This window comes from Sphingomonas bacterium (assembly GCF_903642285.1).
Taxonomy (GTDB): domain Bacteria; phylum Pseudomonadota; class Alphaproteobacteria; order Sphingomonadales; family Sphingomonadaceae; genus Sphingomonas.
In genome coordinates this window covers 20,329-43,743 of sequence record NZ_CAHJWJ010000027.1, presented here as the reverse complement: position 1 = coordinate 43,743, position 23,415 = coordinate 20,329, and the positions used below count along the sequence as shown (strand labels likewise).

Sequence of the window (23,415 nt, the reverse complement as noted above, 5' to 3'; positions counted from 1 at the left end):
GCGGGTTCGGTCAAGGTGGTGGTTTCGCGGACGATCTCGACGACGACGTTCCTTTCTGACGATCGCGCTGCGCCCGGGTGCCGGCGAACGTTCCGCAGACTGACGATATGACGGTCGACGCGCTGCTACGCGATCCCGACGAGCGGTCGCAGGTGGTGGGGTCCTATGACGCGTTGTCGCTTCGCGACGCCGGGGCATTCGACGATCTCGCCGCGTTCGCGGCGGAATTGTGCGATACGCCCGTCGCGCTGGTCAGTCTGGTGGAGGACGAGCGCCAGTCCTTCCTCGGCCGGGTCGGGACCGAGCTGCTGGAAACGCCGCGATCCTTGTCCTTTTGCGCGCATGCGATGACGGCGGGCGCAATCATGGAAGTGGCGGACGCGACGCGCGACGCGCGCTTCGCCGACAATGCGCTCGTCACCGGCGAACCGCATCTGCGGTTCTACGCCGGCGCGCCGCTCGTCGACCGCGGCGGCGTGCCGCTGGGGGCGGTCTGCGTCCTCGATGTCCGGCCCCGGACCGGCCTCACCGCATTTCAGCGACGCGGTCTGGAGGTGCTGGCCGCTGCGACGATGGCGCGGCTGGAGCAGCACCGCACTGCCCGCGCGGCGGAAGAAAGCGAGCTGCGCTTCCGCACGTTGGCGGACACGATGCCGCAGATGGTATGGTCGACGCTGCCCGACGGCTTCCACGATTACTACAATGCGCGCTGGTACGAATTCACCGGCGTCCCCGCAGGCTCCACCGATGGCGAAGGCTGGAACGGCATGTTCCACGCCGAAGATCAGGACCGCGCGTGGGCGGTATGGCGTCATTCGCTGGCGACCGGCGACCCCTATCAGATCGAATACCGGTTGCGGCATTTCGACGGCACCTATCGCTGGGTGCTGGGCCGGGCCCTGCCCGTCCGCGACGAACGCGGTGCGATCACGCGGTGGTTCGGGACGTGCACCGATATCCATGCGCAGAAACTGGCGCTGGAGGAGCGCGAGATCATCAGCCAGGAATTGTCGCACCGGATCAAGAATATCTTCGCCGTCATCGCCGGGCTGATCGGCTTCGCCGCGCGCGCCCGGCCGGAATTCGCGCCGGCTGCGGTCGATCTGCGCCAGCGGATCACCGCGCTCGGCCGGGCGCACGATTTCGTCCGGCCGCACAGCGCGCAGTCGCGGCCCGATGTGCCGCAGGACAGCCTGAAGGCGCTGCTGGGCGAATTGTTCGAACCGTATCAGCAGGGTTCGATACCGCGGATCGCGGTCGAGGGGCAGGACGTGGCGGTGGACGATCGTTCCGCCACACCGCTCGCGCTGCTGTTCCACGAACTGGCGACCAATGCGACCAAATATGGCGCGCTGTCCGACCAGAATGGCCGGGTGCTGGTCGCGATCGAGACGATCGACGACCGCGTAGCCATCCGCTGGCAGGAGACGGGTGGTCCGATGATCGATCGCATCCCGGACAAGGCGGGGTTCGGCAGCCGGTTGATCGAGATGAGCGCGGTGCGCCAAATGGGCGGGCAGGTGACGCGCGCGTGGAAAGCCCAGGGCCTGTGTCTGACGATCGAGACGCCGATTTCCTCGTTCCGACGCGCATAACCGGCCGATCGGAACCGGCGTATCGTCAGCCCCTAGCGGGCAGCGGCAGGACGACGTCGCGGTGCGGAGTCGGTACACCGTCGGCCGCCAATTGCGCGGCCGCCAGGATCGCGGCATCGCTGAAGGGTTTGCGGATATATCCGAGCGCTTCGGGCGCGTCGCCGATCTGCGCCGGATTTGCGGTCACGAACACGACCTTGATGCCGTAATCCCGCGCGATCCTTTGCGCGATGGCGGGGCCGGTCGGACCATCGCGCAGGTTAACGTCGACGAACGCGAATTCGCAGCCCGGCGCGACCTTTATCGCGCTGTCGTGATCTGCCGCGATTCCGGCGACGCTATAGCCGGCATCGGTCAGGATCCGTTCCAGATCCATGGCGACGAAAATCTCGTCCTCGACGATGAGCGCAGTTCTGGTCATAGTGTTTCCGATATTAACCCATAGCAACCTTTCGTCCGGGATTTAGTTCCGAAGCAGGAATACCGCATGTTCCGCCAGGACATTGGCGGCGGCCGATGTGGTTTGCTTGCCACGCGACAGGAACCAGGCGCGCTCCACGCCGATGCCGCGTTCGGCGACGAAGGCGCGGAAATCGTCGATCGTGACGTGATGGATATTGGGCGTATCGTACCAGCGTTCGGGCAGCAGCGGCGTGACCGGCATGCGCCCGCCCCACAACAGCGACAGCCGTACCCGCCAATGCGCGAAATTGGGAAAGGACACAAACGCGCGGGTGCCGATGCGGAGCAGTTCGTCGAGCACCTTGTCCGGCCCGCGCGCGGTCTGCAGCGTCTGGCTGAGGATCGCATAGTCGAAGCTGCGATTGGGATAGCCCGCCAGATCGATATCGGCATCGCCCTGCACGACCGACAATCCGCGCGCGACCGCGGCGGCGACGTTGCCCGCATCGATCTCCAGCCCGCGCGCATCGACCCCCGCCCGATCCCGAAGCGCGGCCATCAGCGCGCCGTCGCCGCATCCGACATCCAGCACGCGCGTGCCGGGTATCACGTGGTCTGCGATGACGGCGAGGTCGGGGCGAAGATTCATGCCGCCGCCCGCAGGAAACCGCCCACCACCCGGTCGAGTTCGGGGGAATCGAGCAGGAAGGCGTCGTGCCCGAACGGGCTCGACAGTTCGACGAAGCTCGCGCGCGCGCCCGCCGCGTTCAGCGCCTGGACGATGATCCGCGATTCGGTCGTGGGGTAGAGCCAGTCGGTGTCGAAGCTGACGAGGCAGAATCGCGTGGCCGTTCCCCGGAACGCGTTGGCCAGCATGCCGCCATGCTCTTCGGCGAGATCGAAATAGTCCATGGCTCGCGTAATGTAGAGATAGCTGTTGGCGTCGAACCGATCGACGAACGCGATCCCCTGGTGGCGCAGATAGCTTTCGACCTGGAAATCGGCGTCGAACCCGAAGGATTTCTGATCGCGCGCCTGCAGCCGGCGACCGAATTTCTCGGTCAGCCCGGCTTCGGACAGATAGGTGATGTGCGCCGCCATCCGCGCGACCGACAGCCCGGCGGCGGGTGCGTCGCCGGTTTCATGATATGCGCCGCCTGCCCATCTGGGGTCCGCCATGATGGCCTGGCGGCCGACCTCGTGGAACGCGATGTTCTGCGCGGTGTGGCGCGCGGTGGCGGCGATCACGACGGCGGCGCGGACCCGGTCCGGATAGGTCGCGGCCCAAACCAGCACCTGCATCCCGCCCATCGATCCGCCGACGACCGCCGCCAGACGATCGATGCCGAGATGATCCATCAGCATCGCCTGCGTGCGGACCATGTCGCGGATCGTGATGACGGGGAAGGCCATGGCGTAAGCCCGGCCTGTCGCCGGATCGATCGAGGCGGGGCCCGACGAGCCCATGCAGCTGCCGAGCACGTTCGCGCACACCACCAGATGGCGGTCGGTATCGATCGGCTTGCCCGGCCCGACCATCCGTGCCCACCAGCCGGACTTGCCGGTGCGCGGATGGACGCTCGCCAGATGCTGGTCGCCGGTCAGCGCGTGACAGACCAGGATGGCGTTCGACGCATCGGCGTCGAGCGCGCCATAGGTCTCGTACGCGATCGCGACCGGTGCCAGCAGGCCGCCGCCGTCGAGCGCCAGCGGCCCGGGCAGCGTCACCTGGCGCGACAGGCCGAAACGGGGGTCGTCTTGCATGGCGTTCGTCTAGTGCGAGAAGTCCCCCGTTGGAACTGCTTCCTGCTGCCCTCACCCTTCGCCGCTTCGGCGTCTCTCCCCTCCCGTTGGGAGCGGGAAGGGGCCCGCGGCCGTAGGCCGTGGGAAGGGTGAGGACAGCCCAAGACCTCCGCTTGTCAACGCAAGCGCCGACCGCGTACAGCCCGCGCATGAACGCCCCCGCCCCGAAACCCTGGATCATGGGCATCGCGCCCTATGTTCCCGGTCGATCGACCACCGACGACGGCCGCACGATCGTCAAATTGTCGTCGAACGAGAACCCGCTCGGCACAGCCCCCACAGCACGCGAGGCCTACCGGTCGGCGGCGGACGATCTGGAGCGCTATCCCGATGCCGGTGCGGTCGACCTGCGCGCGAAGCTCGCCGCGCATTACGGGATCGAGGCGGACCGGATCGTCTACGGCACCGGATCGGACGAGGTGCTCCACCTCGCCGCGGGCGCGTTCGCGGGGGCGGGGGACGAGATCATCCATGTCCGCTACGGTTTTTCGGTCTACGAGATCGCGACGCGGCGGGTCGGCGCGACGCCGGTCATCGCGTCCGACCGCGACTATGCGACCGACGTCGATGCGATCCTGGCCGCGGTGACCGAGCGGACGCGCGTGGTGTTCGTGGCGAACCCCAACAACCCGACCGGCACCTATACCGCCAAGGCGGACATCGCGCGGCTTCATGCCGGCTTGCCCCAATCCGTGCTGCTGGTACTGGACCAGGCCTATACCGAATATCTTGGCCCCGGCGACGACGATGGCGGCCTAGACCTTGCGCGCACCGAGGCCAATGTCCTGGTGACGCGAACGTTCTCGAAGATCTTCGGGCTGGCGTCGGAACGCGTCGGCTGGGGCTACGGCGCGCCCGCGATCATCGACGCGATGCACCGGATCCGCGCGCCCTTCGCGTTCTCGATCGGGGCGCAGCGCGCGGCGATCGCGGCGCTCGACGCGGACGATTTCGTCGCCGACAGCCGCCGTCACAACGACGAATGGCGGGCGTGGTTCGGCGACCAGGTCGCCGGCCTCGGCAATGCCGGGCTGCGCGTGGTGCCGAGCAAGGCCAATTTCCTGCTCGTCCTGTTCGAGGGATCGCTGACCGCGGAGACCGCCTACCGGGCTTTGATGGCGGCGGGCTATGCGACTCGCTGGCTGCCCGGGCAGGGGTTGCCCCACGCCTTGCGGATCACGATCGGCCGCGCGGACGAGATGCGCGCCGTCGTCGACGTCCTGCGCGCGGAAGCGGCGAAGGCCTGATGCTGCCGTTCGCCCGGGTCACGATCCTCGGGCTGGGGCTGATCGGATCGTCGATCGCGCGCGGGGTGCGGGCGACCATGCCGACGGTGCGGCTGACGGGGTACGACGCCGACACCGACGTGCGTGCCACCGTCGCCCGGATGGCGCTGGTCGACGATGTCGCCGACAGTGCGGGGACGGCGGTGATCGACGCCGATCTGGTGATCCTGTGCGTGCCGGTGGGCGCGATGGGGGCGGTCGCGGGCGAATTCGCGGCCGACTTGCCGGCGGACGCGATCGTCAGCGATGTCGGCAGCTGCAAGGCGGAGGTCGCGCGCGCGCTCGCCGCCGCGCTGCCGGGCGCGACGATCGTCCCGGCGCACCCGGTCGCCGGGACCGAGCGCAGCGGACCCGAGGCGGGGTTCGCCACGCTGTTCAAGGGGCGCTGGTGCATCCTGACCCCGGCCACGCAGACGCCCGAGGCGGCGACCGAGCGGGTCCGTGCATTCTGGACGCGGCTGGGGGCCGAGGTCGAAATCATGGCGGCCGAGCATCACGACCGGGTGCTCGCGATCACCAGCCATTTGCCGCACCTCATCGCCTATACGATCGTCGGCACCGCGAGCGATCTGGAGGAGGTGACGCAGGGCGAGGTCATCAAATATTCCGCGGGCGGCTTTCGCGACTTCACCCGCATCGCCGCATCCGACCCGACGATGTGGCGCGACGTGTTCCTGACCAATCGCGAGGCGGTGCTGGAGATGCTGCAGCGCTTCAGCGAGGACCTGTCGCAGCTGCAGCGCGCGATCCGCTGGGGCAAGGGCGACGAACTGTTCGACCTGTTCACCCGCACCCGCGCGGTACGGCGGTCGATCGTCGAACAGGGTCAGGACGATGCCGCGCCCGATTTCGGGCGGACGCACGACTGAACGGGGCCGCGTTCGATCGGAAGACGAAGAAGATTGGTTCGCACGAAGACGCAAAGACACGAAGAGGTGGCGTGATCTTCAACCGATGCCTGGTGGGGCAATGAGGACTGCTTCCTTCCTTTGCGCCTTCGCGTCTTCGTGCGAGCCCATACTGCCTCAATCCAGAATATTGATCGCCGCATGCACCCGCGCCTCGATTTCCGCGCGCGGCAACCCCGGCGGGATGACGTCGCCGAAGCGGAACGTCACCACCCCCGCCCGCTTCGCGCCGTGCCGCGGCCAGACCCGGGCGCTGTCGCAGGCGATCGGCACCGTCGGCATGCCGAGCATCCGGTACAATCCCGCGAATCCGGCCTTTAGCGGCGGTCGATCGCCCGGCGCGACGCGCGTTCCCTCGGGAAAGATCAGGATCGATCGTCCGGCTTCCCGCGCCACCGTCGCCTCGCGCATCATCGACCGCAGCGCGGCGGCGTTGGCGTCGCGGTCCGCGACGATCGCGCCGTAGCGTTTAGCCGCCCAGCCCCAGATGGGGACCTTCGTCAATTCGCGCTTCAGCACGATCGCCGGGCCGTGAAGGATGATCTGCAGCTCGACCGTCTCGAACATCGCCTGGTGCTTGCAGACGTAGAAGGCGGGTTCGACCGGTCGTTCTCCCTCGATCCGGATATGGATGCCGAGCAGGGTTCGCGTCGCCCAGCGGTGGAACCCGGTCCAGACCGCGGCATGCGCGATGATCGCGCGCTGGCCGAACAAGGCGGTGATCGGCACGGTGCCGACGATCGGCACCGAACCGCCGTAGAACACGACCCGGAACAGGATCGTGCGCACCCATGCGATCACGACCTCATCCCCAGCCACAGGGCGACGCGGCGCAGCAGCAGCTTGTCATATTCGCTGACCAACGTCGTGAGGCGCGGATTGCCGGGCACCCCGTCGCCCAGGATCACCACGTCCTTGCCGAGCGCCGCCGCCAGTTCCATGCGCGCGCGCGGCAAATGCCAGTCCGACGTCACCAGCCGGACCGAGGCATAACGATGGCTTCGCACCCAGCCGACCGTCTCCTCCGCGTTCGATCGGGTGTCGACCGCTTCGTCGCCGAGATCGATGCAGCATCGGAACAGCGACGGCGGCGCACGATATTCCTTCGCCAGCACCGCCGCATCGACCCCCGGCGCGACGCCCGTCACCAGCATCCGCTTCGCCTGGCGGTGCCGCAGCAGGTCGATCCCGCGGTCGATCCGGCCCGCCGCGCCGGTCGGCACGACGATCGCATCGGTGGTCGATCCCCCGAGCGGTCCGGGCATCGTCAGCATGAAGACGACGAAGCCGAACGCCCAGGCGATGGCGAGGATCGCGAGGAGGCGGGTGATCACAGAACCCGCCTCAGCGTGCCGAGGACCGCAGTGCGCGCCGCCAGCATCGCCAGCAGGACGAAGAACGGCGGCAGCAGCGCGAGCAATATCCAGTCGCCGGCACCGAGCGTCACCCCGCCGAGCAATTCCGACCCGAGCGCCTGCAGCCGTAAGCCCAGGAACAGGACGACGGCAAAGGCGGCGACCGCGCCGATCGCGCCGCCGATCGCAGCATCCAGCGCGATCCGCCGCTGGAACAGCCGCGCGACCTGGACATCGGTCGATCCGAGCATGTGCATGACGGAGATCGTCTCGCGGTGCGTCTCCAGCCCCGCACGCGCCGCGAGCAGCACCACCGCCCCCGTCGCCACCGCCATCAACACGACGAGCGCCGCGGCGAGGAACGTCATCGTCGTCATGAACCCGCTGACCGGGGACATCCACGCTTCGTGCCGGTCGACCCGTATCGCCGGATCGACCGCCGCCATCGCGGCGGCGACGCGCGCGGCATCGCCGTCGCCCGCCAGATCGACATCGATCATCGCCGGCACCGGCAGCGCGGGATCGGCCGCATCGCCCCCGAGCCAGGGGGCCAGCAGCCGTTCCAGTTCGGCGCGTGGAACGGGGACGGCGTGTACGACACCGGGCACGCGGCGAAGCGTCGCCAGCGCTCGTGCCGCCAGCGCGTCGCGCCGCACCGGATCGCCGACCACGATCTGCACGGTCAGCCGTCCGCTCAGCTGTCGGTCGAGCGACCGCGTCGCATGTCCCGTCCCGAGCCCGAGCGCGGCGGACAGGATGGTCAGGAACAGCATGATCGCCATGACCCAAGTCATCGCCCCGAAGCCGCCCGCCTCGTCGAGCACGCGGCGCGCGCGGGCACCGTCATGGCGGGGGCGGGCCATTCCCGTCAGGCCTGGCGCGGTGCCGGCGGATAGCGCAGCGAACCGGTCGGATCGAGCAGACGCCCATGATCGAGCCGCATCATCTGCGCCCCGGGGATCCGGCTGAGCAGATGCAGGTCGTGAGTCGCGACGACGATCGTCGTGCCAAGCTTGTTCAGCGAATCGAACAGATGCAGCAGCCGCTCCGCCATGTCGGGGTCGACATTGCCGGTTGGCTCGTCCGCGACCAGGATTTCGGGTCGGCCGATCACCGCGCGCGCGATCGCCACGCGTTGCTGCTCGCCGCCCGACAGCGTGGCGGGGCGGGCGTTCGCGCGTTCGGCCAGGCCCACCCAGGCGAGCATCTCGCGCACCGGCTGCCGGATTTCCGCTTCGGAGACCCCGGCGACGTGCAGCGGCAGCGCGATATTGTCGTGCGCGGACAGATGCGGGACCAGCCGGAAATCCTGGAACACGACGCCGATGCGCCGGCGAAACCCCGGCAGCCGCGCGCGCGACAACATGACGGCATCCTCGCCGAACAGGCGGATGATCCCGCGGCTCGGCCGCTGCGCGAGGTACAGCAGCTTCAGCAGCGACGTCTTGCCGGCACCGCTGGCCCCCGTCAGGAAATAGAATGCGCCGCTGCCGAGGCTGAAGCTGACGTCCGACAGCGTCTCGGCCCCCGTGCCGTAGCGAAGGCCCACATTCTCGAACTGCACGATGTTCGTCATGTGATCGGATTCGTCATGCGAAGGGTGTCTGCGGCCTCTCTGGCCCGGGAGGGACCATGATGCTTTCGCACGGATCGTCGCGCCGCTTCAAGCTTGCCACGACATGCGGCGACGTGCTTAGATTCGTCGGTAAAGGACGCGTTCCGGCGACCTGAAGTGAAGCGTCCGCATGATCCTCGAATGCCCCGAATGCACGACCCGCTATCTCGTCCCCGACAGCGCGATCGGGCCGTCGGGGCGGACGGTGCGCTGCGCCAATTGCCGGCATAGCTGGTTCCAGGATCCGCCCACCCCCGATCCCGCGCCGCCGCCGCCGCCATTGCGAACGCCGCCGGTCGCCACCGCCGGCGATGCGATCGTCGCAGCGGTCGCCGATCCCGTAGCGCCGCCCGTCTTCGTCGAACCCTATGTCGAACCGGCAAGCTATGACGCCTTCGCGCCGCAACCGCCCTTTCGCCCGCGGCGCAACATGGCGCGCCGCTGGACCTATATCGCCGCCGCCGCCGGGCTGGCGATGCTGGTCGCGGTGGCAGCGATCGTCTGGCTCGGCGCGCCGGGGATCGCGGGGCGGCTCGGGTTGTCGATCGCGTCCGACGAATCGCCGCTGAAGCTGAAGGACAACCCGATCGAGCGGCGGCAACTGGAAAACGGGTCCGAACTGTTCGCGGTCAGCGGCCAGGTGGTGAACCCGTCGGGGGCGATGCAGCGCGTTCCCGACATCCGCGCCGAACTGCGCGATGCGCAAGGCAAGCTCGTCTATAGCTGGACGATCACGCCGCAGCAGCGATCGCTGTCGGCGGGGGCGACGATCGATTTCAATTCGGCGAAACTGGATGTGCCGGCGAATTCGAAGCGGCTGGAACTGAGTTTTGCCGGCGAAGCCGCGCGCTGACCACGACGAAGCGACCGGTGTGAAGCATCGCCGCCGCGACCATCCCCGCCGCGGATGCCCATACCAATGCCATCGACGCCGCGCCGTGCATGACCAGCAGCCAGCCGAGCCCGCCCGTCACGACGAAATAGGCGATAATGCTGTTGATCCCCGCTGCAACCTGATCGCCGAGCGAGCGAAGCGCATAGACCAGCACGACCTGCGCGCCGTCGAACAGGATGAACGGTGCCCATAAAGACAGCATCGACCCCGCGATGGCATGAACCGCATCCGCCGCCGGAAAACCCCGGACGATCGTCCGCGCCCCGAACCCGAGCAGCAGCGCCGCACCGCCGAGCAGCCCAACCGCCAGCGCCAGTGCGATCCGCGTCCGCGCGATCGCCGCGACCGGCTGTCCCTCGCCGATCGCGTTGCCGACGCGCACGCCGGCCGCCGACCCGAGCCCGATCGCGATGCCGTAGGTGACGTTATGGACCGCGAACACGATCTGGAACGCGTGCGCGGTATCGTCCCCGAACCGCGTCGACAGTGCGATCAGGATCGAAAAGCCGCCGAGTTCGAGCCCCGATGCGAGGGCCGGTACGATTCCGAACCGTCCAAGCGCCACTGCCCCGGCGATCGTCACGCGCCACGTCCGCAAGCCGCGCGCATGGGGATCGGGCAGCAGCAACGCGCTCGCGACCATGACGACCGCGCCGATGATCGAGGCCACGACGGTCGCGCTCGCGGCACCCACCGCGCCATGTCCCGCAAATCCGAGATGCCCGCCCGACCACGCCCAGGCAAGGAGCGCGTTGAGCGGCAGGATCGCCATGTTCACCGCCGCCACGCGCCGCGGCCGCGACACGCCTTCCAGGAAAAAACTCGCGGCGACGATCAGCAGCTGGAACGGATAGGCGACCGCCATCACGCGCACGACCGCAGCGGCGGGATCGATCAGCGCCGCTGCGACGCCCAACCCCCGAAGCATCGGTGCCGCTTCGAACCACAGCAGCAGCGCGGCCGCGATCCCGAGCCCCAGGCCGAGCGCCAAGCCGTCGCGCAGCGCTGCGCCGGTGGCGACGCGGTCGCCGGCACCATCCGCGCGTGCCGCCGTCACCAGCACGCCCGACAGCCAGGCAAGCCCCGTGACGATGCCGACGAAGGTCAGCGACCGACTGGCACCGAGCGCTGCGACCTGGTGCGCCCCGACCAGTCCCACGACCACGACATCGGTCACGTGCAGGATCGTCCAGTTCAGGCTGGTCAGGATCACCGGCCAGGCCAAGCTCGCGATCCGCCGCACTTCGCCGGGCGCGGGACCGGTCGTGTCGCATGGATCGGTCGTCGGCATCGCGGGGGCGCTAGCCTGCATGGGCGGTGGCGGATAGCCCTGCCGGTTGCGGGACCGATTGGCGTTGCAGCCGCCGATGCGCTTTGCTACGGGCGCTCGCCTACCTGCCGCGGGGCGTTCGCGCCGGCGGTTGTATCACGTGCGGCCGTGGCGGAATTGGTAGACGCGCAACGTTGAGGTCGTTGTGTCCGAAAGGACGTGGAAGTTCGAGTCTTCTCGGCCGCACCACTCCCGAGCAGGAGAGGCACCGTTGCGTTTGATAGTCGGGATCCCCGCTGGCGGCGATCCTGCGCGGCTTGATCGATCTGCTGATCGTAACGATGTCCGGCGCGAGCATTAATTTGTCCATGAACGAGCCGGGTGCGGCGATCACGCGAATAGGCACCGAGCTGATTGGGCGCTCCGCTGGCCATGATCGATCCTGTTGAATATCATACCGTGATAGCGTCGCTACTTTAAAATATACGAACGCGTCGCGAAATGCGGCCTCGGCGAGTAGGAGATTTTTCATGCGCGTGTTCCTGACCGGCGCGACCGGCTTCGTCGGCTCGGACGTCATTCCCGAGCTACTGGGTCGCGGCCATCAGGTGCTCGGCCTGACCCGCTCCGACGCCGGTGCCCGGCAGCTCGAGGCGGCGGGTGTGGAAGTCTACCGCGGCGATCTGGAACAACCCGAGACGCTCGCCAGCGGCGCAGCGGCGGCGGATGCGGTGATCCACTGCGCGTTCGATCATAATTTCGAGACCTTCTTCGAGAACACGAAAAAGGACGAACGCAACATCGCCGCAATGGGCGACGCGCTCGCGGGGACGCAGAAGCCGATCCTCATCACCTCGGGCGTCGGCATCGGCACGCCGCTGAACGGTGGCCCCGCGACCGAGGACGTGCTCAACCCGCGCCACGCCAATCCGCGCATCGCGACCGAGCTCGCCGGCGCGGCGCTGATCGCGCGTCGCATCGACGTGCGCACGATCCGGTTGCCGCAGGTTCACGATACCGCCAGGGCCGGGCTGATCACGCCGCTGGTCGCCGAGGCGCGCCGTGCCGGGGCGGTGGCGTATCTCGGCGAGGGCGGATGCGCTGGTCCGCGGCGCACATCGGCGACGTCGCGAAGCTCTACGTCCTGGCACTGGAGAAGGGCGAGCCGGGCGCGCGATACCATGCGTCGGTCGAGGAGGGCGTTACCGCACGCGCCATCGCCGAGGCGATCGGAAAGGGCACGGGGCTGCCGGTCCGCTCGGTCGCGGCCGACGAGGTCGAGCGCTATTTCGGCTGGATGGCACCGTTCGCGGCGCTCGACATGACCGCGTCGAACGCCTGGACCCGAGCGCGGCTGGGGTGGGAGCCGGCCGGCCCCGATCTGCTCGCCGACCTCGCCGCGATGGACTATTCGGCGCTCGCCCACGCCTGATGCTTCTGAGGGGAGGTCGTCGCCGATGCCGGCCGACATGAAACGAGCGTCCGAACGGGAAATGCGGATAGGAAACGCCGGGCGCTTCTGGTCGAAGCTGTTCAATCAGGTGTCATCCTCGGGTCGGTATGAATCATGATCCCTAATTTCTGCTCAACCGGCGCGAATGCCAATTCATGAAAAAGCGCGTCGTTGCGTCGAAAAATGCATCCGAATTTTTGATCGTCTTCGGTCTGTTGCTGCTGGCGGTGCTGGTGCGCGGGCAAACCTTCGGCAATCCGGTGATCGGCTTCGATGAACAATTCTATCTGCTGGTCGGTGACGGGATGTGGCACGGTATGGTGCCCTATGTCGACATTTTCGATCGTAAGCCAATTGGACTATTTCTGATCTATGCGGTCGCGGATGGAATCGGTGGCGATGGGTTTTTCCAATATAAGCTCGTTGCTTTGGGATTCGTCGTCGCAACGGCCTATCTCGTTTATTGCGGGGCACTTCGGATCAGTACGCCGTTCTCGGCCATTGTCGTAGCGTGCTTGTATATTTTCTGGCTCAACTTCATGGAGGGCGAGGGCGGGCAATCGGAGGTGTTTTTCAACCTGCCGATGATCGCTGCAGGACTGATCGCATGGCGCGCATTCGAAACACGACGGCATGTCCTGCGACGGGGCGTCGAGACGATGCTGCTGGTCGGCGTCGCGCTGCAGATCAAATATACCGTGGTGTTCGAAGGAATCTTTTTCGGATGTGCCCTGCTTTGGACGCATTGGCTCGTACACAAGCGCGTGGGCGTACTGATGCTCGCCGCCTTGCTATGGATAGGCTGTGCCCTGTTACCGACGATTTTGGCGGCGGCATGGTATTGGCACATCGGCGCGCTGCAGCAATTCGTCTTCGCTAATTTTTTTTCGATGTTCGGCAAGCACGTCGGGAACCAAATCTATGGTTCCGGCGAGATAATATTGATCCTGCTGCCGCTGCTGTTGCTAAGCTGGCCGTGCTGGCGGCGAGATGCTTCCACGCGCTTTGTCTGCGTGTGGATCTTCGCATCGATCTTGGGCGTCATGGTCATGGGCTCCTACGGAACCTCCCATTACGGGATGCCCATTCTGGTACCCGCGACACTTGCCGCCGCACCGTTTTTCGCAGCGGCAAAGCGCGCGAAGCTTTATGCCCTGATTATCATGGGCCTGCTGTTCATCGCGGCCCAAGTCGTGCTGGCGCGGGTCGAATTTCTCAAGGGCGGTAATGCGGCGGCGCGCGCCATCGCGTCGGCAGCGCGCCCCACGCATGGCTGTATCTATGTCTATGATGGTTACCCCGCCCTCTATATGCTCACCCACTCCTGTTTGCCGACGCGCTGGGCTTTCCCCGGCCACCTCAATACGCAAGACGAGGCCTTTCCGGCGGCGCTCGGGATTGATCCGGTGGCAGAAGAGACGCGGATATTGGCCACACACCCCGAAGTGATCGTCACCGACACACCGGCCTATGCCGGTGTCAACCTTGCCACCCACGCGCTGGTTCAGGCGGCGCTGGCGAAGGATTATCGGCTCGCGTTGCGCTATCGCACCGGTGCGGTGCGCGATCGGCTTGTCTATCGGCTGAAATAGCGCGCTGCGTTACGATCGCGTCGAACCAGTCGAGATAAGCCCGTGCGCAGGCACGCGGCTCCAGATGCGCGACCAACGCGGCAAGCGTGGCGGGAGGCGGGCGGCCGCGCTGTATCGTTACGTACAACGCGCGCGCCAGATCATCCGGATTGCGTGATTCCACGATTTCCCCAGCGTACGGCCGGGTCAGGATATCGTGCAGGAATGACGAGCAATCGGTACTCACCACCGGTACGCCGAGCGCCAACGCCTCGGCCGCCACCGCCGGCCCCCCTTCATAATGCGAGGTGATGAGTAGCGCATCCGCCTCCGCCATGAATGGCTCGATCCGGGCGACATGACCGGTGCGCGTGACATGTGCCTCGAGACCGAGACGCGCAATGTGGTTCGTGGTGTCCGAATGGAGCGTGCCGTCTCCCAGCAATGTGAGGTGGGCAGGGGTATGCCGGAGAAGGGCCTTCAGGGTTTCGAGCGCCAGCGGCACATCCTTTTGCGGCTCAAGCCGCCCCGCCCATAAGATGCTGTGCGGCACCCCGCGGGCACGCGCGCGACGCTGCGGAACGTTCGCGTTGACGAATATCGGATCATTTAGGGCTGTTATTATCTTGTCGGGCAGCAGTTCGCGAAGCACCGTCGTCAGCCCAGCGTTCATCGGTGCCAGCGCATCCACCCCGCGCGCAAACCGTCGGAAGATCGTGCGGGCGACCGGCGCGCCGAAACCACGCGGTAAAGGCGGATTGGACACTTTGAGCACGATGGCCGGATAAGGATCGGCTTTCCGCAGATTATTCGCGAGAAACAGGTGGAAGTTCCCCGGCAGAAAGATGACATCCGGCGCGAGGGCGGCAAGCATCTTCCCCATCTCGTGCCCCAGCCTGAACCGCGAGAGCGGACTGCGCATGATCGGCGGATCGAGCTGCACCACCTTTATGCGACCATCCACGGACGCGCGCTGTGGCCCTGCCTCGGTGCCGCAAATGATCGTCACATCACGCCCCGCCTCGACCCATGCCTTAGCGAGCCCGATCGCGATCCGCTCCGTACCGCCCATGGGGAAATCATGAAAGCAGATCAGGATACGCTGAGCAGGAGCCCGAGACATAACGTCGCCTATGTGAGCGCAGCGATCGCGGGCTGCTTGGTATCAGGAGTGGCCGCGGCAGGATTGTCTTCCGCAAAGACGCGCTATGTCGAAGGCCTTGAGCCTGCGCAATTGGCGTAAGATGAAAGCGGCTGTTTCGTTTCGTCTTCGGCGTACAATAATCGTCGGTGAAGCGCTATTGATCGAAGCGCGCCAGCTGATAACGGTTGGGCCGCAAACGGTTAGCGCGACCGCCACGACGCGTTTCATAGCGCCTCGACACATTCGCGCGCAGATATCGCGCGCCGAGGACAATCGGAGGAATGGAATGAGAGCGGTTCGGATTCATCAGTACGGCGGCCCCGAGACCCTGCGGTACGAGGATGATGTGCCTGACCCCGCAATCGGTCCCGACACGGTGCTCATCGGATCGGTCGCGACCAGCGTGAATCCGATCGACTGGAAACTTCGCTCCGGCACCCGACAGAAGGATTTCCCGCTGAGGCTGCCGGCCATTCTCGGAAGGGACGTGAGCGGCACCGTGCTGACGGTCGGAAGCGAGGTCCGAACCTTCAAGCCCGGCGATCGGGTGATCGCGATGGCCGACGCGACCTACGCTCAGCTCGTGGCGGTACCCGAGGCCGTGGTGGCTCACCTCCCCGACGGGGTCGATCCGGTCGACGCCGCCGCAATCCCGCTGGTTTCGTTGACAGGCGATCAGCTCGTCCGGATCGCAACGCGAGCGGCGGCAGGTCAGACCATTCTCGTAAGCGGCGCGCTCGGCAGCGTGGGCCGCGCCGCGGTGCACACCGCAAAGAAGCTCGGTGCGACCGTGATCGTCGGGGTCCGAGCACGACAGCTGGCGGACGCCGAGAGCCTGGGCGCTCATTCCACCGTGGCTCTCGACGACGACGACGCCCTTGCGCGGCTCGACGCCGTCGACGGCGTCGCAGATACGGTCGGCGGAGACATCGCGGCGAAGCTGATCGGCAAGGTCAGGGTTGGTGGCCGGTTCGGCTATGCATCGGTGGTTCCGGAAGACGCCGCGAGAGGCGCGTCGGTAGAGATGAGCCGCGTGTTCGCGCAGCCCGATCCGTCCAAGCTTCGCGCGTTTGCCGACGACGTCCGCGACGGCAGCTTCGTCCTGCCGATCAGCAGATACATGCCCCTGCGGGATGCGGGCCTTGCTCATGAACTGCTCGAGAAAGGCGGGGGCGGGAAGATCGTTCTCACCATGTGAATTCCGCGCACGGTCGCGTTCGATGGGCGGGTAGACGCCCAGACCGGTGCCGGCGGCTTGGCGCGAAGCCGGGCGGGTCCGCCCGGATATCAACGCGACCGGGCCCGGTCACACGTCCTGCGCGCTGTCGCCCCCGGTCACCTCGAAGTTCGCCCCGGAGCACATCGCGCTCGCGTCCGATGCAAGGAACACCGCCATCGGCGAGATGTCCTCCGCCTTCAGCCACGCCACCCGCAGCGGCACGCGCGGCGCGCGATTGTTCCACGTTTCCGCCTCGGTCGGGTTCTTCGGCGGGTTCTCCTGCGTTTCGCCGATCACGTGACTCCAGCGCGCCGGATACCGTGTCAGGGCGGTGTCGACGAGCCCGGGCAGGATGCAGTTCACCGTGACGCCGTATTTGCCGAACTCCTCGGCGGCGGATTTCATCAGGCCGATGATGGCGTGCTTCGACGCCGAATAGGACGACGCCCCCGAAGTGCCATGCTTGCCCTGCATCGATGAAAGCAGGATGAAGCGCCCGCTGCCCTGGTCGCAGAGCGTCCTCGCAAAGGCGCGCACGGTATTGGCGGTGCCGTTCACGTTGTTGTCGATCACGTCGTACCAGTCGCTGTCCTCCATTTCGAGGAGATCCTTCCAGCGCTGGATCGCCGCATCGGCAACGACGATATCGATCCGGCCGAGTTCCTTCAGCACGCGGTCGTGCGCGTGCCGGAGTTCGGGGAGCTTGCGGATATCACCCTGGATCGCGATGCATCGACGGCCCGCTGACTCGATCTGACGCTTCGTTTCGGCCAGATCGGCCGGGGTAGCCGGTTTCGCATTCGACGCCGGGCTGACGAAGCCGGCGATGTCGAAGATCGCGACGTCCGCGCCGTTCGCGGCGAGCTCTACCGCGATCGCCCGGCCGATGCCCCGCGCCGCGCCGGTCACGAACGCGACCTTGCCTGCGAGTTTGGTGTCCCGGCCGGGCGTGATCGGCCCTGCGCTGCGCGGATCGGCGGGAACCTGCGCTGCTGCGCCGGCCGCCGAACCAAGGCCGGCAAGAGCCGCCGCGCCGATCAGGACGTCGCGTCGCCCCTGTGCCTTCACTTCGTCCGTCATGGTCACGTCCTATGCTGATCTGCGCGATGAACGATCCGCAGCGGGTACGGTTGCGAGCAGACGCAGGATGCGGTCGGGCAAGACGTGCCCAAGTAGGGGCCAAGCCACTTGTCGAAACGGTCATATCGTCACAAGGCCGAGCCCTTGGCTCGTAATGGAGACGCCCGATACATGCGCGCCTATGCGGGCTTCCTACTGACCTTGCCGATGCTATCGGCGTGCGCCGCGACGCCGTCGTACCGGCACGAGGTGGCGAACAGCCCGGTTTTTTCGCCGATCGCTTTTTTCGGTGGCGACACGGTCGGCGAGGGATCGCTCAAGATCGACCTGCTGCATGTCCGTCCGGTCCACGTCGTCGGGCATGGGCAGATCGCGGCCGACGGGACGCTGACATTGGTCCAGCATGTGCGCGAGGGCGAAAAGCCCGAACGCTTGCGCACCTGGCACATCCGGCCGATCGGCGGCGATCGCTACACCGGCACGTTGAGCGACGCTGTGGGCCCCGTGCACGTGGAGTCGCACGGCAACGCGCTGCACATCGCCTATGCCGCGAAGGGCGGCCTCCGGATCGAGCAATGGCTGTTCCTCAAGCCCGGCGGACAGGTCGCGACGAACCATCTGGTCGTCCGCAAGCTCGGCATCCGGATCGCCGCGCTCAACGAGACGATTTCCCGACGCTGATCGGCTGGCGCTCGCGATCTAGAGCGCGCGCAGAACCGTGGCGGGTCGCGCGCGCAGCGCGGTCAGGCTGCCGAGCAGGCCGATCCCCATCGTTACGATCGTCGCAGCCGCCAGCGTCAGCGCGACGACGTCCCAATCGGGGGCCCAGGCAAGCTGGAACACATGGGTGACGACATACCAGCCCGCCCCGCACCCGACCGCCAGCGCGACCGCGACGAGGATCAGCGACAGCAGGGCATATTCGATCGCCTGCGCCGCCAGCACCTGCGCGCCGCTGCCGCCGAGCAGCTTGAGGATCGTCGCGTCATAGCGTCGCGTACGTCCCGACGCGGCGACCGCGCCGACCAGCACCGCGATGCCGGCCGCGACCGTCACCGCCCCCGCCGCCCGGATCGCCAAGGCGATCTTCCCCAGCAATTCGCCGATCTGCCCGATCACGTCGCCGACGCGTACCAGGGTCACCGACGGCAGCGTGGCGGCGACCTTCCGCGCGATCGCCTCGTCGCGCGCCGGGGCGGCATAGACGCTGGCGAGGAGGCCATGCGGTGCCTCCTCGATATAGCCGGGCGAGAAGACGACCGCGAAGTTGAGCCCCAGCCCACCCCAGTCGATCTTGCGCAACGCCGCGATCCGCGCGGGGACATCGACGCCCAGGACGGATATGGTGACCTGGTCGCCGACGTGCAGGCCGAGCGCCTCCGCGGTTCGGTCCTCGATCGAAACGAGCGGCGGGCCGCGGTAATCCGCGCGCCACCACCGCCCCGCCACGACGATATTGCGCGGGGGCACGGTCGCCGACCAGGTCAGCGTCCGGTCGCCGCGAAGCACCCAGGCCCCGGGCGGCAGCGTCTTCATATCGGCGATGCGTACGCCCTTCAGCGCGACGATCGATCCGCGCAGCGACGGCACCGCCTCGATCCGCGCCCCCGGCGCGGCGGCGGCCACGACGGTACGGAAGCGCGCCGCATCGTCGGGTTGCAGGTCGATCGCGAAGAAGCGCGGCGCGGTGGCGGGGGCGGTGTGCTGCAGTTCGGCGGAGACGCTGGTGTCGATCGTCGCGAGCCCGACGAACAGCGAAAAGCCGAGCCCCAGCGCCACCACCAGCCGGTCAGTCTGCGCGCCGGGCCGGTGCAGATTGGCGATGGCGAGCCGCAACAGCGGCCGCCGCGGCCGAGGGAGCCGCGCGGCAACGGCGCGGATCGCCAGTCCGGCCAGCCACAAAGCGAGGATCGTCGCCGCGGTCCCAGCGACGAACCCGAGCGCCAGCGGTCGATCCGACGCGGTCAGCACCGACAGCGCGACGAGCAAGACCAGCAACCCGGCGATGCCCGCGAGCACGCGTATCGAAGGCAGCGTGCGCGGTGCCAGCGTATCGCGCAGCAGCGTCGCGGCGGGTACCTGCCGGGCGCGGGCGAGCGCCGGCAGGGCGGACAGCAGCGCGACGATCAGCGACAGCGCGACCGCGACGCCGAGCGGTACCGGGTAGAGCGCGATCCGCGGCGGCACCGGCAGGGCATCCCCCGCCGATCGCGCGACGATCCACGGCACCGCCGCACCGACCGCGACCCCGGCACCGATCCCGACCATGGCGACCAGCGCCAGCTGCGTGAGGAACATCGTCACGATCGTCCGGCTGTCCGCGCCGAGCACTTTCAGCGCCGCGATGATCCGCGTCTTGGCGCCCAGATACGCCGCCACCCCGCTCGCCACCCCGACGCCTGCGATGGCCAGCGCGGCCAGGCCGACGAGCAGCAGGAACTGTCCCAGCTGGGCGATCCCGCGTTTCAGTCCCCCCGCCGCCTGCGCGCTGGTCCGTCCGTTCCATCCGGCACCCGGGAACCGCGCGATCAGCCGGTCGCGAACCGAATCCGGATCGCCGTGCGCTGGCAGCAGGAGATGGTAGCGGGTCTCGTACAGGCTGCCGGGCTGGACCAATTGCGTCGCCTGCAGGCCGTCCATGTCGAGAATGACCGAGGGCCCGAGCGTGAATCCGGCACCGAGCCGGTCGGGTTCGTCCGCAATCACCCCCGATACCGTGAAGCGTGCCGCACCGATGCGCACCGGGCTGCCGATACGAAGCGCCAGCCGGTCGGCCAGCGCCTGCGCGACCGCGATCTCCGGACCGCGGGGCCGGTGTCCGCCGGGCGCGAGTTGCAATCGCCCCACCAGCGGCCAGGCCGAATCCACGCCGCGCAGGTTGACCAGCGTCGGTGCCAGGCCACCGCCCGGGTCCGCCATCGCCCGCATGCCGATCGTCTCGGACAGTCGTCCCGCGTCGGCGAACGCGGCGGCCTCCGCGACGGTGGCGCTGCGCTGCGATACGGTCAGCTCGACGTCGCCGCCCAGAATCGTCCGCCCCTGCGCGTCGAGCGCGGCGAGCATGCTCGCGGACAGGCTGCCGATCCCGGCCAGCGCGGCGGTGCCGAGGAACAGGCACAAGGCGAGCAGCAACAACCCGCGCCCGCCGCGCCCGAGGTCGCGCACCGCCAGCCGAAGCGCGATCGTCATGCTGGGCGGTCGGAGACGATTCGGCCGTCCGCCAGCTCGACGACCCGCGCGCACCGCGCCGCCAATACCGGGTCGTGGGTGATGACGAACAAGGTCGTTCCCGCCGCGGCATGGCGCGCGAACAGCAGATCCATGATCGATGCACCGGTGACGGTGTCGAGATTGCCCGTCGGTTCGTCCGCGAACAGCAAAGCGGGGCGGCCGACGAGTGCGCGTGCGATCGCCACGCGCTGCTGCTCGCCACCCGACAATTGCGCGGGGTAATGCCCCGTCCGGTGGCCGAGCCCGACCGCGGCGAGTTCGTCCGCCGCGCCCGCGAACGCATCGCGCTCGCCCGCCAGTTCCAGCGGCACCGCGACGTTTTCCAGCGCGGTCATCGTCGGCAACAAGTGAAAGGCCTGCAGCACGATCCCGATCCGCCCCCGCCGGGCGATCGCCAGTGCATCCTCGCCGAGCGTGCCGATGTTCAGCCCGGCGACACGCACATCGCCCCCGCTCGGTCGCTCGAGCCCGGCCAGCACCGCCATCAGCGACGATTTGCCCGACCCCGACGGCCCGAGCAGCGCGACACTTTCGCCGCCGGCGACGCGAAGGTCGATCCCGCGCAGGATGTCGACGCGTGCCGGAACCCGGCCAAGCGACAGCGACAGATTGCGCACGTCGATCAGATCGGCCACGGGCGGTTCGATCGTCGGAGAAGCCGGTGCGGATGCCATATAGCCTGCGATACGGATGCCGGGGCCGGTCTGTCCACCGCGCGTTGCTGACGCTGCTGATCTTCGCCACGTCGCCGGCCGTCGCTTCGCCGACGCGGCCCGTCGTCTGGGCGTTCGGCGACAGTCTGGTGGCGGGTTACGGCCTGCCGCCCAACCAGGGTTTTCCGACGCAGTTGCAGGCCGCGTTGCGCCGGGCGGGGGTGGCGGCGACCGTTCGCAACGGCGGGGTGGCGGGGGATACCGTCGCGCAAGGGCAGGCGCGGCTCGCCTGGGGGCTGCGCGGCCTCGGCACGCCGCCCGATCTCGTCATCGTCGAGCTGGGCGCGAACGACATGCTGCGCGGGCTGCCGGTGGCGCAGGCGCGCGCGAAGCTGGATGCGGTGCTGACCGAATTGCAGCGCCGCCATATCCGCGTGCTGATCGCCGGGATGCGCGCCGCACCCAATATGGGGGCGGACTATGCGCGCGGCTTCGATGCGATGTACCCCGCGCTCGCCAGGGCGCATCGCCTGCCGCTCTATCGCTTCTATCTCGACGGGGTCGCCGCGAACCGCGCCTTGATCCAGGCGGACGGACTGCATCCCAACGCGCGCGGCGTCGCGATCATCGTCGCGCGGATGCTGCCCGCGGTGCGCGCCGCGCTGAAGGTCCCTGCGCGATGACCGACTTCGCCGCCACCCGCGCGCGCTTCGATCTGCCCGGAGACGTGATCTATCTCGACGGCAATTCGCTCGGGCCGTTGCCGCGCGGCGTCGCGGCGCGGGTGCAGGCGGTGCTAGCGGACGAGTGGGGCGGGCTGCTGATCCGCGCCTGGAACGATGCCGACTGGATCGCGATGCCCGGCCGCGTCGGCGACCGGGTCGGTCGGCTGATCGGCGCACCGTCGGGCAGCGTCGTGATGGGCGATACGCTGTCGGTAAAGGTTTATCAGGCGCTCGCCGCGGCGCTCGACCTCGTGCCCGACCGGCGCGTGATCCTGTCGGACAGCGGCAATTTCCCGACCGACCTGTACATGGCGCAAGGGCTGATCGCCTCGCTCGACCGCGGGCACGCATTGCGGATCGTCGCGCCCGAAGCGGTGATGGCGGCGATCGACGACAGCGTCGCGGCCGTGATGCTGACCGAGGTCGATTATCGTACCGGGCGACGGCACGACATGCGGGCGATCACCGCGCGCGCGCGCGCTGTCGGTGCGGTCGTGATCTGGGATCTCGCGCATTCCGCGGGCGCGCTGCCCGTCGACGTCGTGGTGGCCGACGTCGATTTCGCGGTCGGCTGCACGTATAAATATCTGAACGGCGGACCCGGATCGCCCGCCTTCATATATGTCGCCCCCCGCCTCGCCGACCATGTCCGCCCCGCGCTGTCGGGGTGGATGGGGCACGAAGCACCCTTCGCATTCGATTCCGATTACCGGCCCGCGCGCGGGATCGAGCGGATGCGGGTCGGCACGCCGCCGATCCTGGCGCTCGCCGCCCTGGATGCCGCGCTCGATATATGGGACTCGGTCGACATGGCCGATGTCCGCGCCGCGTCGCTGGCGCTGTCGGCCCGCTTCATCGCCGGGATCGAGGCGCGCTGCCCCGACCTCGCCCTCGCCTCCCCGCGCGACGGCGCGATACGGGGCAGCCAGGTTTCGCTGCGCCACGCGGAGGGCTACGCGATCATGCAGGCGCTGATCGCGCGCGGGCTGATCGGCGATTTTCGCGCCCCCGACATCCTGCGCTTCGGCATCACCCCGCTCTATATCGGCGCGGCGGAGATTGACGCCGCGATCGATATCATCGCGTCGGTGACGGACGGCCGGTCGTGGGACGACCCCGCCAGTCGCCGGCGCGGCGCGGTCACCTGATCTGCGCGAATACGCAGCGCGGCCCTGCCCGTTACGCCAACGGCTTCGCGACGAAGCGACCG

At 67.9% G+C, this 23,415-nt stretch carries 21 protein-coding genes, 1 tRNA gene and 1 pseudogene; 11 read left to right on the top strand and 12 right to left on the bottom strand.

Translation table 11 applies throughout. From position 1 onward, the window contains the following. Window positions 1–107: 107 nt before the first annotated feature. Window positions 108–1,595 (top strand): sensor histidine kinase, encoded by a 1,488-nt coding sequence (locus tag HUU99_RS13050; RefSeq protein ID WP_174287011.1) that lies wholly within the window; start codon window positions 108–110, stop codon window positions 1,593–1,595. A gap of 25 nt (window positions 1,596–1,620) precedes the next feature. On the opposite strand, the gene HUU99_RS13045 is transcribed toward HUU99_RS13050, so the two are convergent. From HUU99_RS13045 to metX, 3 genes are read right to left on the bottom strand one after another with little or no spacing between them, the layout of a single operon-like run. Then, the gene (locus tag HUU99_RS13045) at window positions 1,621–2,016 is read right to left on the bottom strand and encodes a response regulator (protein ID WP_174287010.1); all 396 of its coding nucleotides are present in this window, start codon (window positions 2,014–2,016) and stop codon (window positions 1,621–1,623) included. A 42-nt stretch (window positions 2,017–2,058) separates the two neighbouring features. Beyond that, entirely contained in the window at window positions 2,059–2,646 is a 588-nt protein-coding gene (gene metW / locus HUU99_RS13040) for a methionine biosynthesis protein MetW (protein WP_174287009.1), read from the bottom strand. Continuing rightward, window positions 2,643–3,761: a homoserine O-acetyltransferase MetX gene (metX, locus tag HUU99_RS13035; RefSeq protein WP_174287008.1), complete on the bottom strand. Its 1,119-nt coding sequence runs from the start codon at window positions 3,759–3,761 to the stop codon at window positions 2,643–2,645. Before metX ends, metW begins: the two co-directional genes overlap by 4 nt. A gap of 188 nt (window positions 3,762–3,949) precedes the next feature. Here metX and hisC point away from each other — a divergent pair, with 188 nt between their 5' ends. Together hisC and HUU99_RS13025 are read left to right on the top strand one after the other, a co-directional pair. Further along, window positions 3,950–5,047 carry a histidinol-phosphate transaminase gene (hisC, locus tag HUU99_RS13030; protein ID WP_174287007.1) on the top strand — a complete coding sequence of 366 codons (1,098 nt, stop codon included), beginning with the start codon at window positions 3,950–3,952 and terminating at the stop codon, window positions 5,045–5,047. Further along, complete coding sequence (locus tag HUU99_RS13025; RefSeq protein WP_174287006.1) at window positions 5,047–5,955, top strand: prephenate/arogenate dehydrogenase family protein; 909 nt, start codon at window positions 5,047–5,049, stop codon at window positions 5,953–5,955. The genes hisC and HUU99_RS13025 overlap by 1 nt, the downstream gene beginning before the upstream one ends. A gap of 156 nt (window positions 5,956–6,111) precedes the next feature. Here the strand turns inward: HUU99_RS13025 and HUU99_RS13020 are convergent, their stop codons facing one another. The 4 genes from HUU99_RS13020 to ftsE are packed head-to-tail and all read right to left on the bottom strand — an operon-like array spanning window position 6,112 to window position 8,925. Beyond that, window positions 6,112–6,792, bottom strand: coding sequence for a lysophospholipid acyltransferase family protein (locus tag HUU99_RS13020; protein WP_174287018.1), 681 nt, complete (start codon window positions 6,790–6,792; stop codon window positions 6,112–6,114). Beyond that, window positions 6,792–7,328, bottom strand: a complete 537-nt coding sequence (locus HUU99_RS13015; RefSeq protein ID WP_174287005.1) for a YdcF family protein — start codon at window positions 7,326–7,328, stop codon at window positions 6,792–6,794. The genes HUU99_RS13020 and HUU99_RS13015 overlap by 1 nt, the downstream gene beginning before the upstream one ends. Continuing rightward, entirely contained in the window at window positions 7,325–8,212 is an 888-nt protein-coding gene (locus HUU99_RS13010) for a cell division protein FtsX (protein WP_174287004.1), read from the bottom strand. The genes HUU99_RS13015 and HUU99_RS13010 overlap by 4 nt, the downstream gene beginning before the upstream one ends. 5 nt (window positions 8,213–8,217) lie before the next feature. Further along, complete coding sequence (ftsE, locus tag HUU99_RS13005; protein WP_174287003.1) at window positions 8,218–8,925, bottom strand: cell division ATP-binding protein FtsE; 708 nt, start codon at window positions 8,923–8,925, stop codon at window positions 8,218–8,220. A 169-nt stretch (window positions 8,926–9,094) separates the two neighbouring features. Here ftsE and HUU99_RS13000 point away from each other — a divergent pair, with 169 nt between their 5' ends. After that, entirely contained in the window at window positions 9,095–9,817 is a 723-nt protein-coding gene (locus tag HUU99_RS13000; protein WP_174287002.1) for an MJ0042-type zinc finger domain-containing protein, read from the top strand. Here HUU99_RS13000 and HUU99_RS12995 read toward each other — a convergent pair. Further along, window positions 9,741–11,150, bottom strand: coding sequence for an MATE family efflux transporter (locus tag HUU99_RS12995; RefSeq protein ID WP_174287001.1), 1,410 nt, complete (start codon window positions 11,148–11,150; stop codon window positions 9,741–9,743). The genes HUU99_RS13000 and HUU99_RS12995 overlap by 77 nt on opposite strands. Window positions 11,151–11,291: 141 nt before the next feature. Between HUU99_RS12995 and HUU99_RS12990 the strand changes: the two genes are divergently transcribed. From HUU99_RS12990 to HUU99_RS12980, 3 genes and pseudogenes are all read left to right on the top strand, one after another. Continuing rightward, window positions 11,292–11,378 (top strand) — tRNA-Leu (locus HUU99_RS12990). A gap of 281 nt (window positions 11,379–11,659) precedes the next feature. Continuing rightward, window positions 11,660–12,561: pseudogene (locus HUU99_RS12985) on the top strand (SDR family oxidoreductase). Between the two features lie 176 nt (window positions 12,562–12,737). After that, a complete protein-coding gene (locus HUU99_RS12980; protein ID WP_174287000.1) occupies window positions 12,738–14,174 on the top strand; it encodes an ArnT family glycosyltransferase in 1,437 nt (478 codons plus the stop codon). Here the strand turns inward: HUU99_RS12980 and HUU99_RS12975 are convergent. Then, window positions 14,062–15,225, bottom strand: coding sequence for a glycosyltransferase (locus HUU99_RS12975; RefSeq protein WP_174286999.1), 1,164 nt, complete (start codon window positions 15,223–15,225; stop codon window positions 14,062–14,064). The genes HUU99_RS12980 and HUU99_RS12975 overlap by 113 nt on opposite strands. Window positions 15,226–15,373: 148 nt before the next feature. Between HUU99_RS12975 and HUU99_RS12970 the strand changes: the two genes are divergently transcribed. After that, the gene (locus tag HUU99_RS12970; RefSeq protein ID WP_217430827.1) at window positions 15,374–16,495 is read left to right on the top strand and encodes an NADP-dependent oxidoreductase; all 1,122 of its coding nucleotides are present in this window, start codon (window positions 15,374–15,376) and stop codon (window positions 16,493–16,495) included. Between the two features lie 108 nt (window positions 16,496–16,603). Here HUU99_RS12970 and HUU99_RS12965 read toward each other — a convergent pair whose 3' ends face one another. After that, window positions 16,604–17,596 (bottom strand): SDR family NAD(P)-dependent oxidoreductase, encoded by a 993-nt coding sequence (locus tag HUU99_RS12965; RefSeq protein ID WP_174286998.1) that lies wholly within the window; start codon window positions 17,594–17,596, stop codon window positions 16,604–16,606. A 171-nt stretch (window positions 17,597–17,767) separates the two neighbouring features. Here HUU99_RS12965 and HUU99_RS12960 point away from each other — a divergent pair, with 171 nt between their 5' ends. Next, window positions 17,768–18,277, top strand: coding sequence for a DUF3833 family protein (locus HUU99_RS12960; protein WP_174286997.1), 510 nt, complete (start codon window positions 17,768–17,770; stop codon window positions 18,275–18,277). Window positions 18,278–18,295: 18 nt separating this feature from the next. Here HUU99_RS12960 and HUU99_RS12955 read toward each other — a convergent pair whose 3' ends face one another. Both HUU99_RS12955 and HUU99_RS12950 read right to left on the bottom strand, forming a co-directional pair. Beyond that, window positions 18,296–20,785: an ABC transporter permease gene (locus HUU99_RS12955; RefSeq protein WP_174286996.1), complete on the bottom strand. Its 2,490-nt coding sequence runs from the start codon at window positions 20,783–20,785 to the stop codon at window positions 18,296–18,298. Next, complete coding sequence (locus HUU99_RS12950) at window positions 20,782–21,501, bottom strand: ABC transporter ATP-binding protein (RefSeq protein WP_174286995.1); 720 nt, start codon at window positions 21,499–21,501, stop codon at window positions 20,782–20,784. Before HUU99_RS12950 ends, HUU99_RS12955 begins: the two co-directional genes overlap by 4 nt. On the opposite strand from HUU99_RS12950, the gene HUU99_RS12945 reads away from it, so the two are divergent. Together HUU99_RS12945 and kynU are read left to right on the top strand one after the other, a co-directional pair. After that, window positions 21,495–22,163 (top strand): arylesterase, encoded by a 669-nt coding sequence (locus tag HUU99_RS12945; RefSeq protein ID WP_174287016.1) that lies wholly within the window; start codon window positions 21,495–21,497, stop codon window positions 22,161–22,163. The two genes, HUU99_RS12950 and HUU99_RS12945, sit on opposite strands and share 7 nt — an antisense overlap. Then, window positions 22,160–23,353 carry a kynureninase gene (gene kynU, locus HUU99_RS12940; protein ID WP_174286994.1) on the top strand — a complete coding sequence of 398 codons (1,194 nt, stop codon included), beginning with the start codon at window positions 22,160–22,162 and terminating at the stop codon, window positions 23,351–23,353. The genes HUU99_RS12945 and kynU overlap by 4 nt, the downstream gene beginning before the upstream one ends. Window positions 23,354–23,415: the final 62 nt, after the last annotated feature.

Excerpts from the sequence above, each read along its gene's own strand:
- HUU99_RS12960 (WP_174286997.1), top strand. The coding sequence starts at position 17,768 with ATGCGCGCCTATGCGGGCTTCCTACTGACCTTGCCGATGCTATCGGCG.
- HUU99_RS12980 (WP_174287000.1), top strand. The coding sequence starts at position 12,738 with ATGAAAAAGCGCGTCGTTGCGTCGAAAAATGCATCCGAATTTTTGATC.
- HUU99_RS13050 (WP_174287011.1), top strand. The coding sequence starts at position 108 with ATGACGGTCGACGCGCTGCTACGCGATCCCGACGAGCGGTCGCAGGTG.
- HUU99_RS13045 (WP_174287010.1), bottom strand. The coding sequence starts at position 2,016 with ATGACCAGAACTGCGCTCATCGTCGAGGACGAGATTTTCGTCGCCATG.
- metW (WP_174287009.1), bottom strand. The coding sequence starts at position 2,646 with ATGAATCTTCGCCCCGACCTCGCCGTCATCGCAGACCACGTGATACCC.
- metX (WP_174287008.1), bottom strand. The coding sequence starts at position 3,761 with ATGCAAGACGACCCCCGTTTCGGCCTGTCGCGCCAGGTGACGCTGCCC.
- kynU (WP_174286994.1), top strand. The coding sequence starts at position 22,160 with ATGACCGACTTCGCCGCCACCCGCGCGCGCTTCGATCTGCCCGGAGAC.
- HUU99_RS13025 (WP_174287006.1), top strand. The coding sequence starts at position 5,047 with ATGCTGCCGTTCGCCCGGGTCACGATCCTCGGGCTGGGGCTGATCGGA.
- HUU99_RS12955 (WP_174286996.1), bottom strand. The coding sequence starts at position 20,785 with ATGACGATCGCGCTTCGGCTGGCGGTGCGCGACCTCGGGCGCGGCGGG.
- hisC (WP_174287007.1), top strand. The coding sequence starts at position 3,950 with ATGAACGCCCCCGCCCCGAAACCCTGGATCATGGGCATCGCGCCCTAT.
- ftsE (WP_174287003.1), bottom strand. The coding sequence starts at position 8,925 with ATGACGAACATCGTGCAGTTCGAGAATGTGGGCCTTCGCTACGGCACG.
- HUU99_RS12950 (WP_174286995.1), bottom strand. The coding sequence starts at position 21,501 with ATGGCATCCGCACCGGCTTCTCCGACGATCGAACCGCCCGTGGCCGAT.
- HUU99_RS13010 (WP_174287004.1), bottom strand. The coding sequence starts at position 8,212 with ATGGCCCGCCCCCGCCATGACGGTGCCCGCGCGCGCCGCGTGCTCGAC.
- HUU99_RS13000 (WP_174287002.1), top strand. The coding sequence starts at position 9,095 with ATGATCCTCGAATGCCCCGAATGCACGACCCGCTATCTCGTCCCCGAC.
- HUU99_RS12945 (WP_174287016.1), top strand. The coding sequence starts at position 21,495 with ATGCCATATAGCCTGCGATACGGATGCCGGGGCCGGTCTGTCCACCGC.
- HUU99_RS12975 (WP_174286999.1), bottom strand. The coding sequence starts at position 15,225 with ATGGGCGGTACGGAGCGGATCGCGATCGGGCTCGCTAAGGCATGGGTC.
- HUU99_RS12965 (WP_174286998.1), bottom strand. The coding sequence starts at position 17,596 with ATGACGGACGAAGTGAAGGCACAGGGGCGACGCGACGTCCTGATCGGC.
- HUU99_RS12995 (WP_174287001.1), bottom strand. The coding sequence starts at position 11,150 with ATGCCGACGACCGATCCATGCGACACGACCGGTCCCGCGCCCGGCGAA.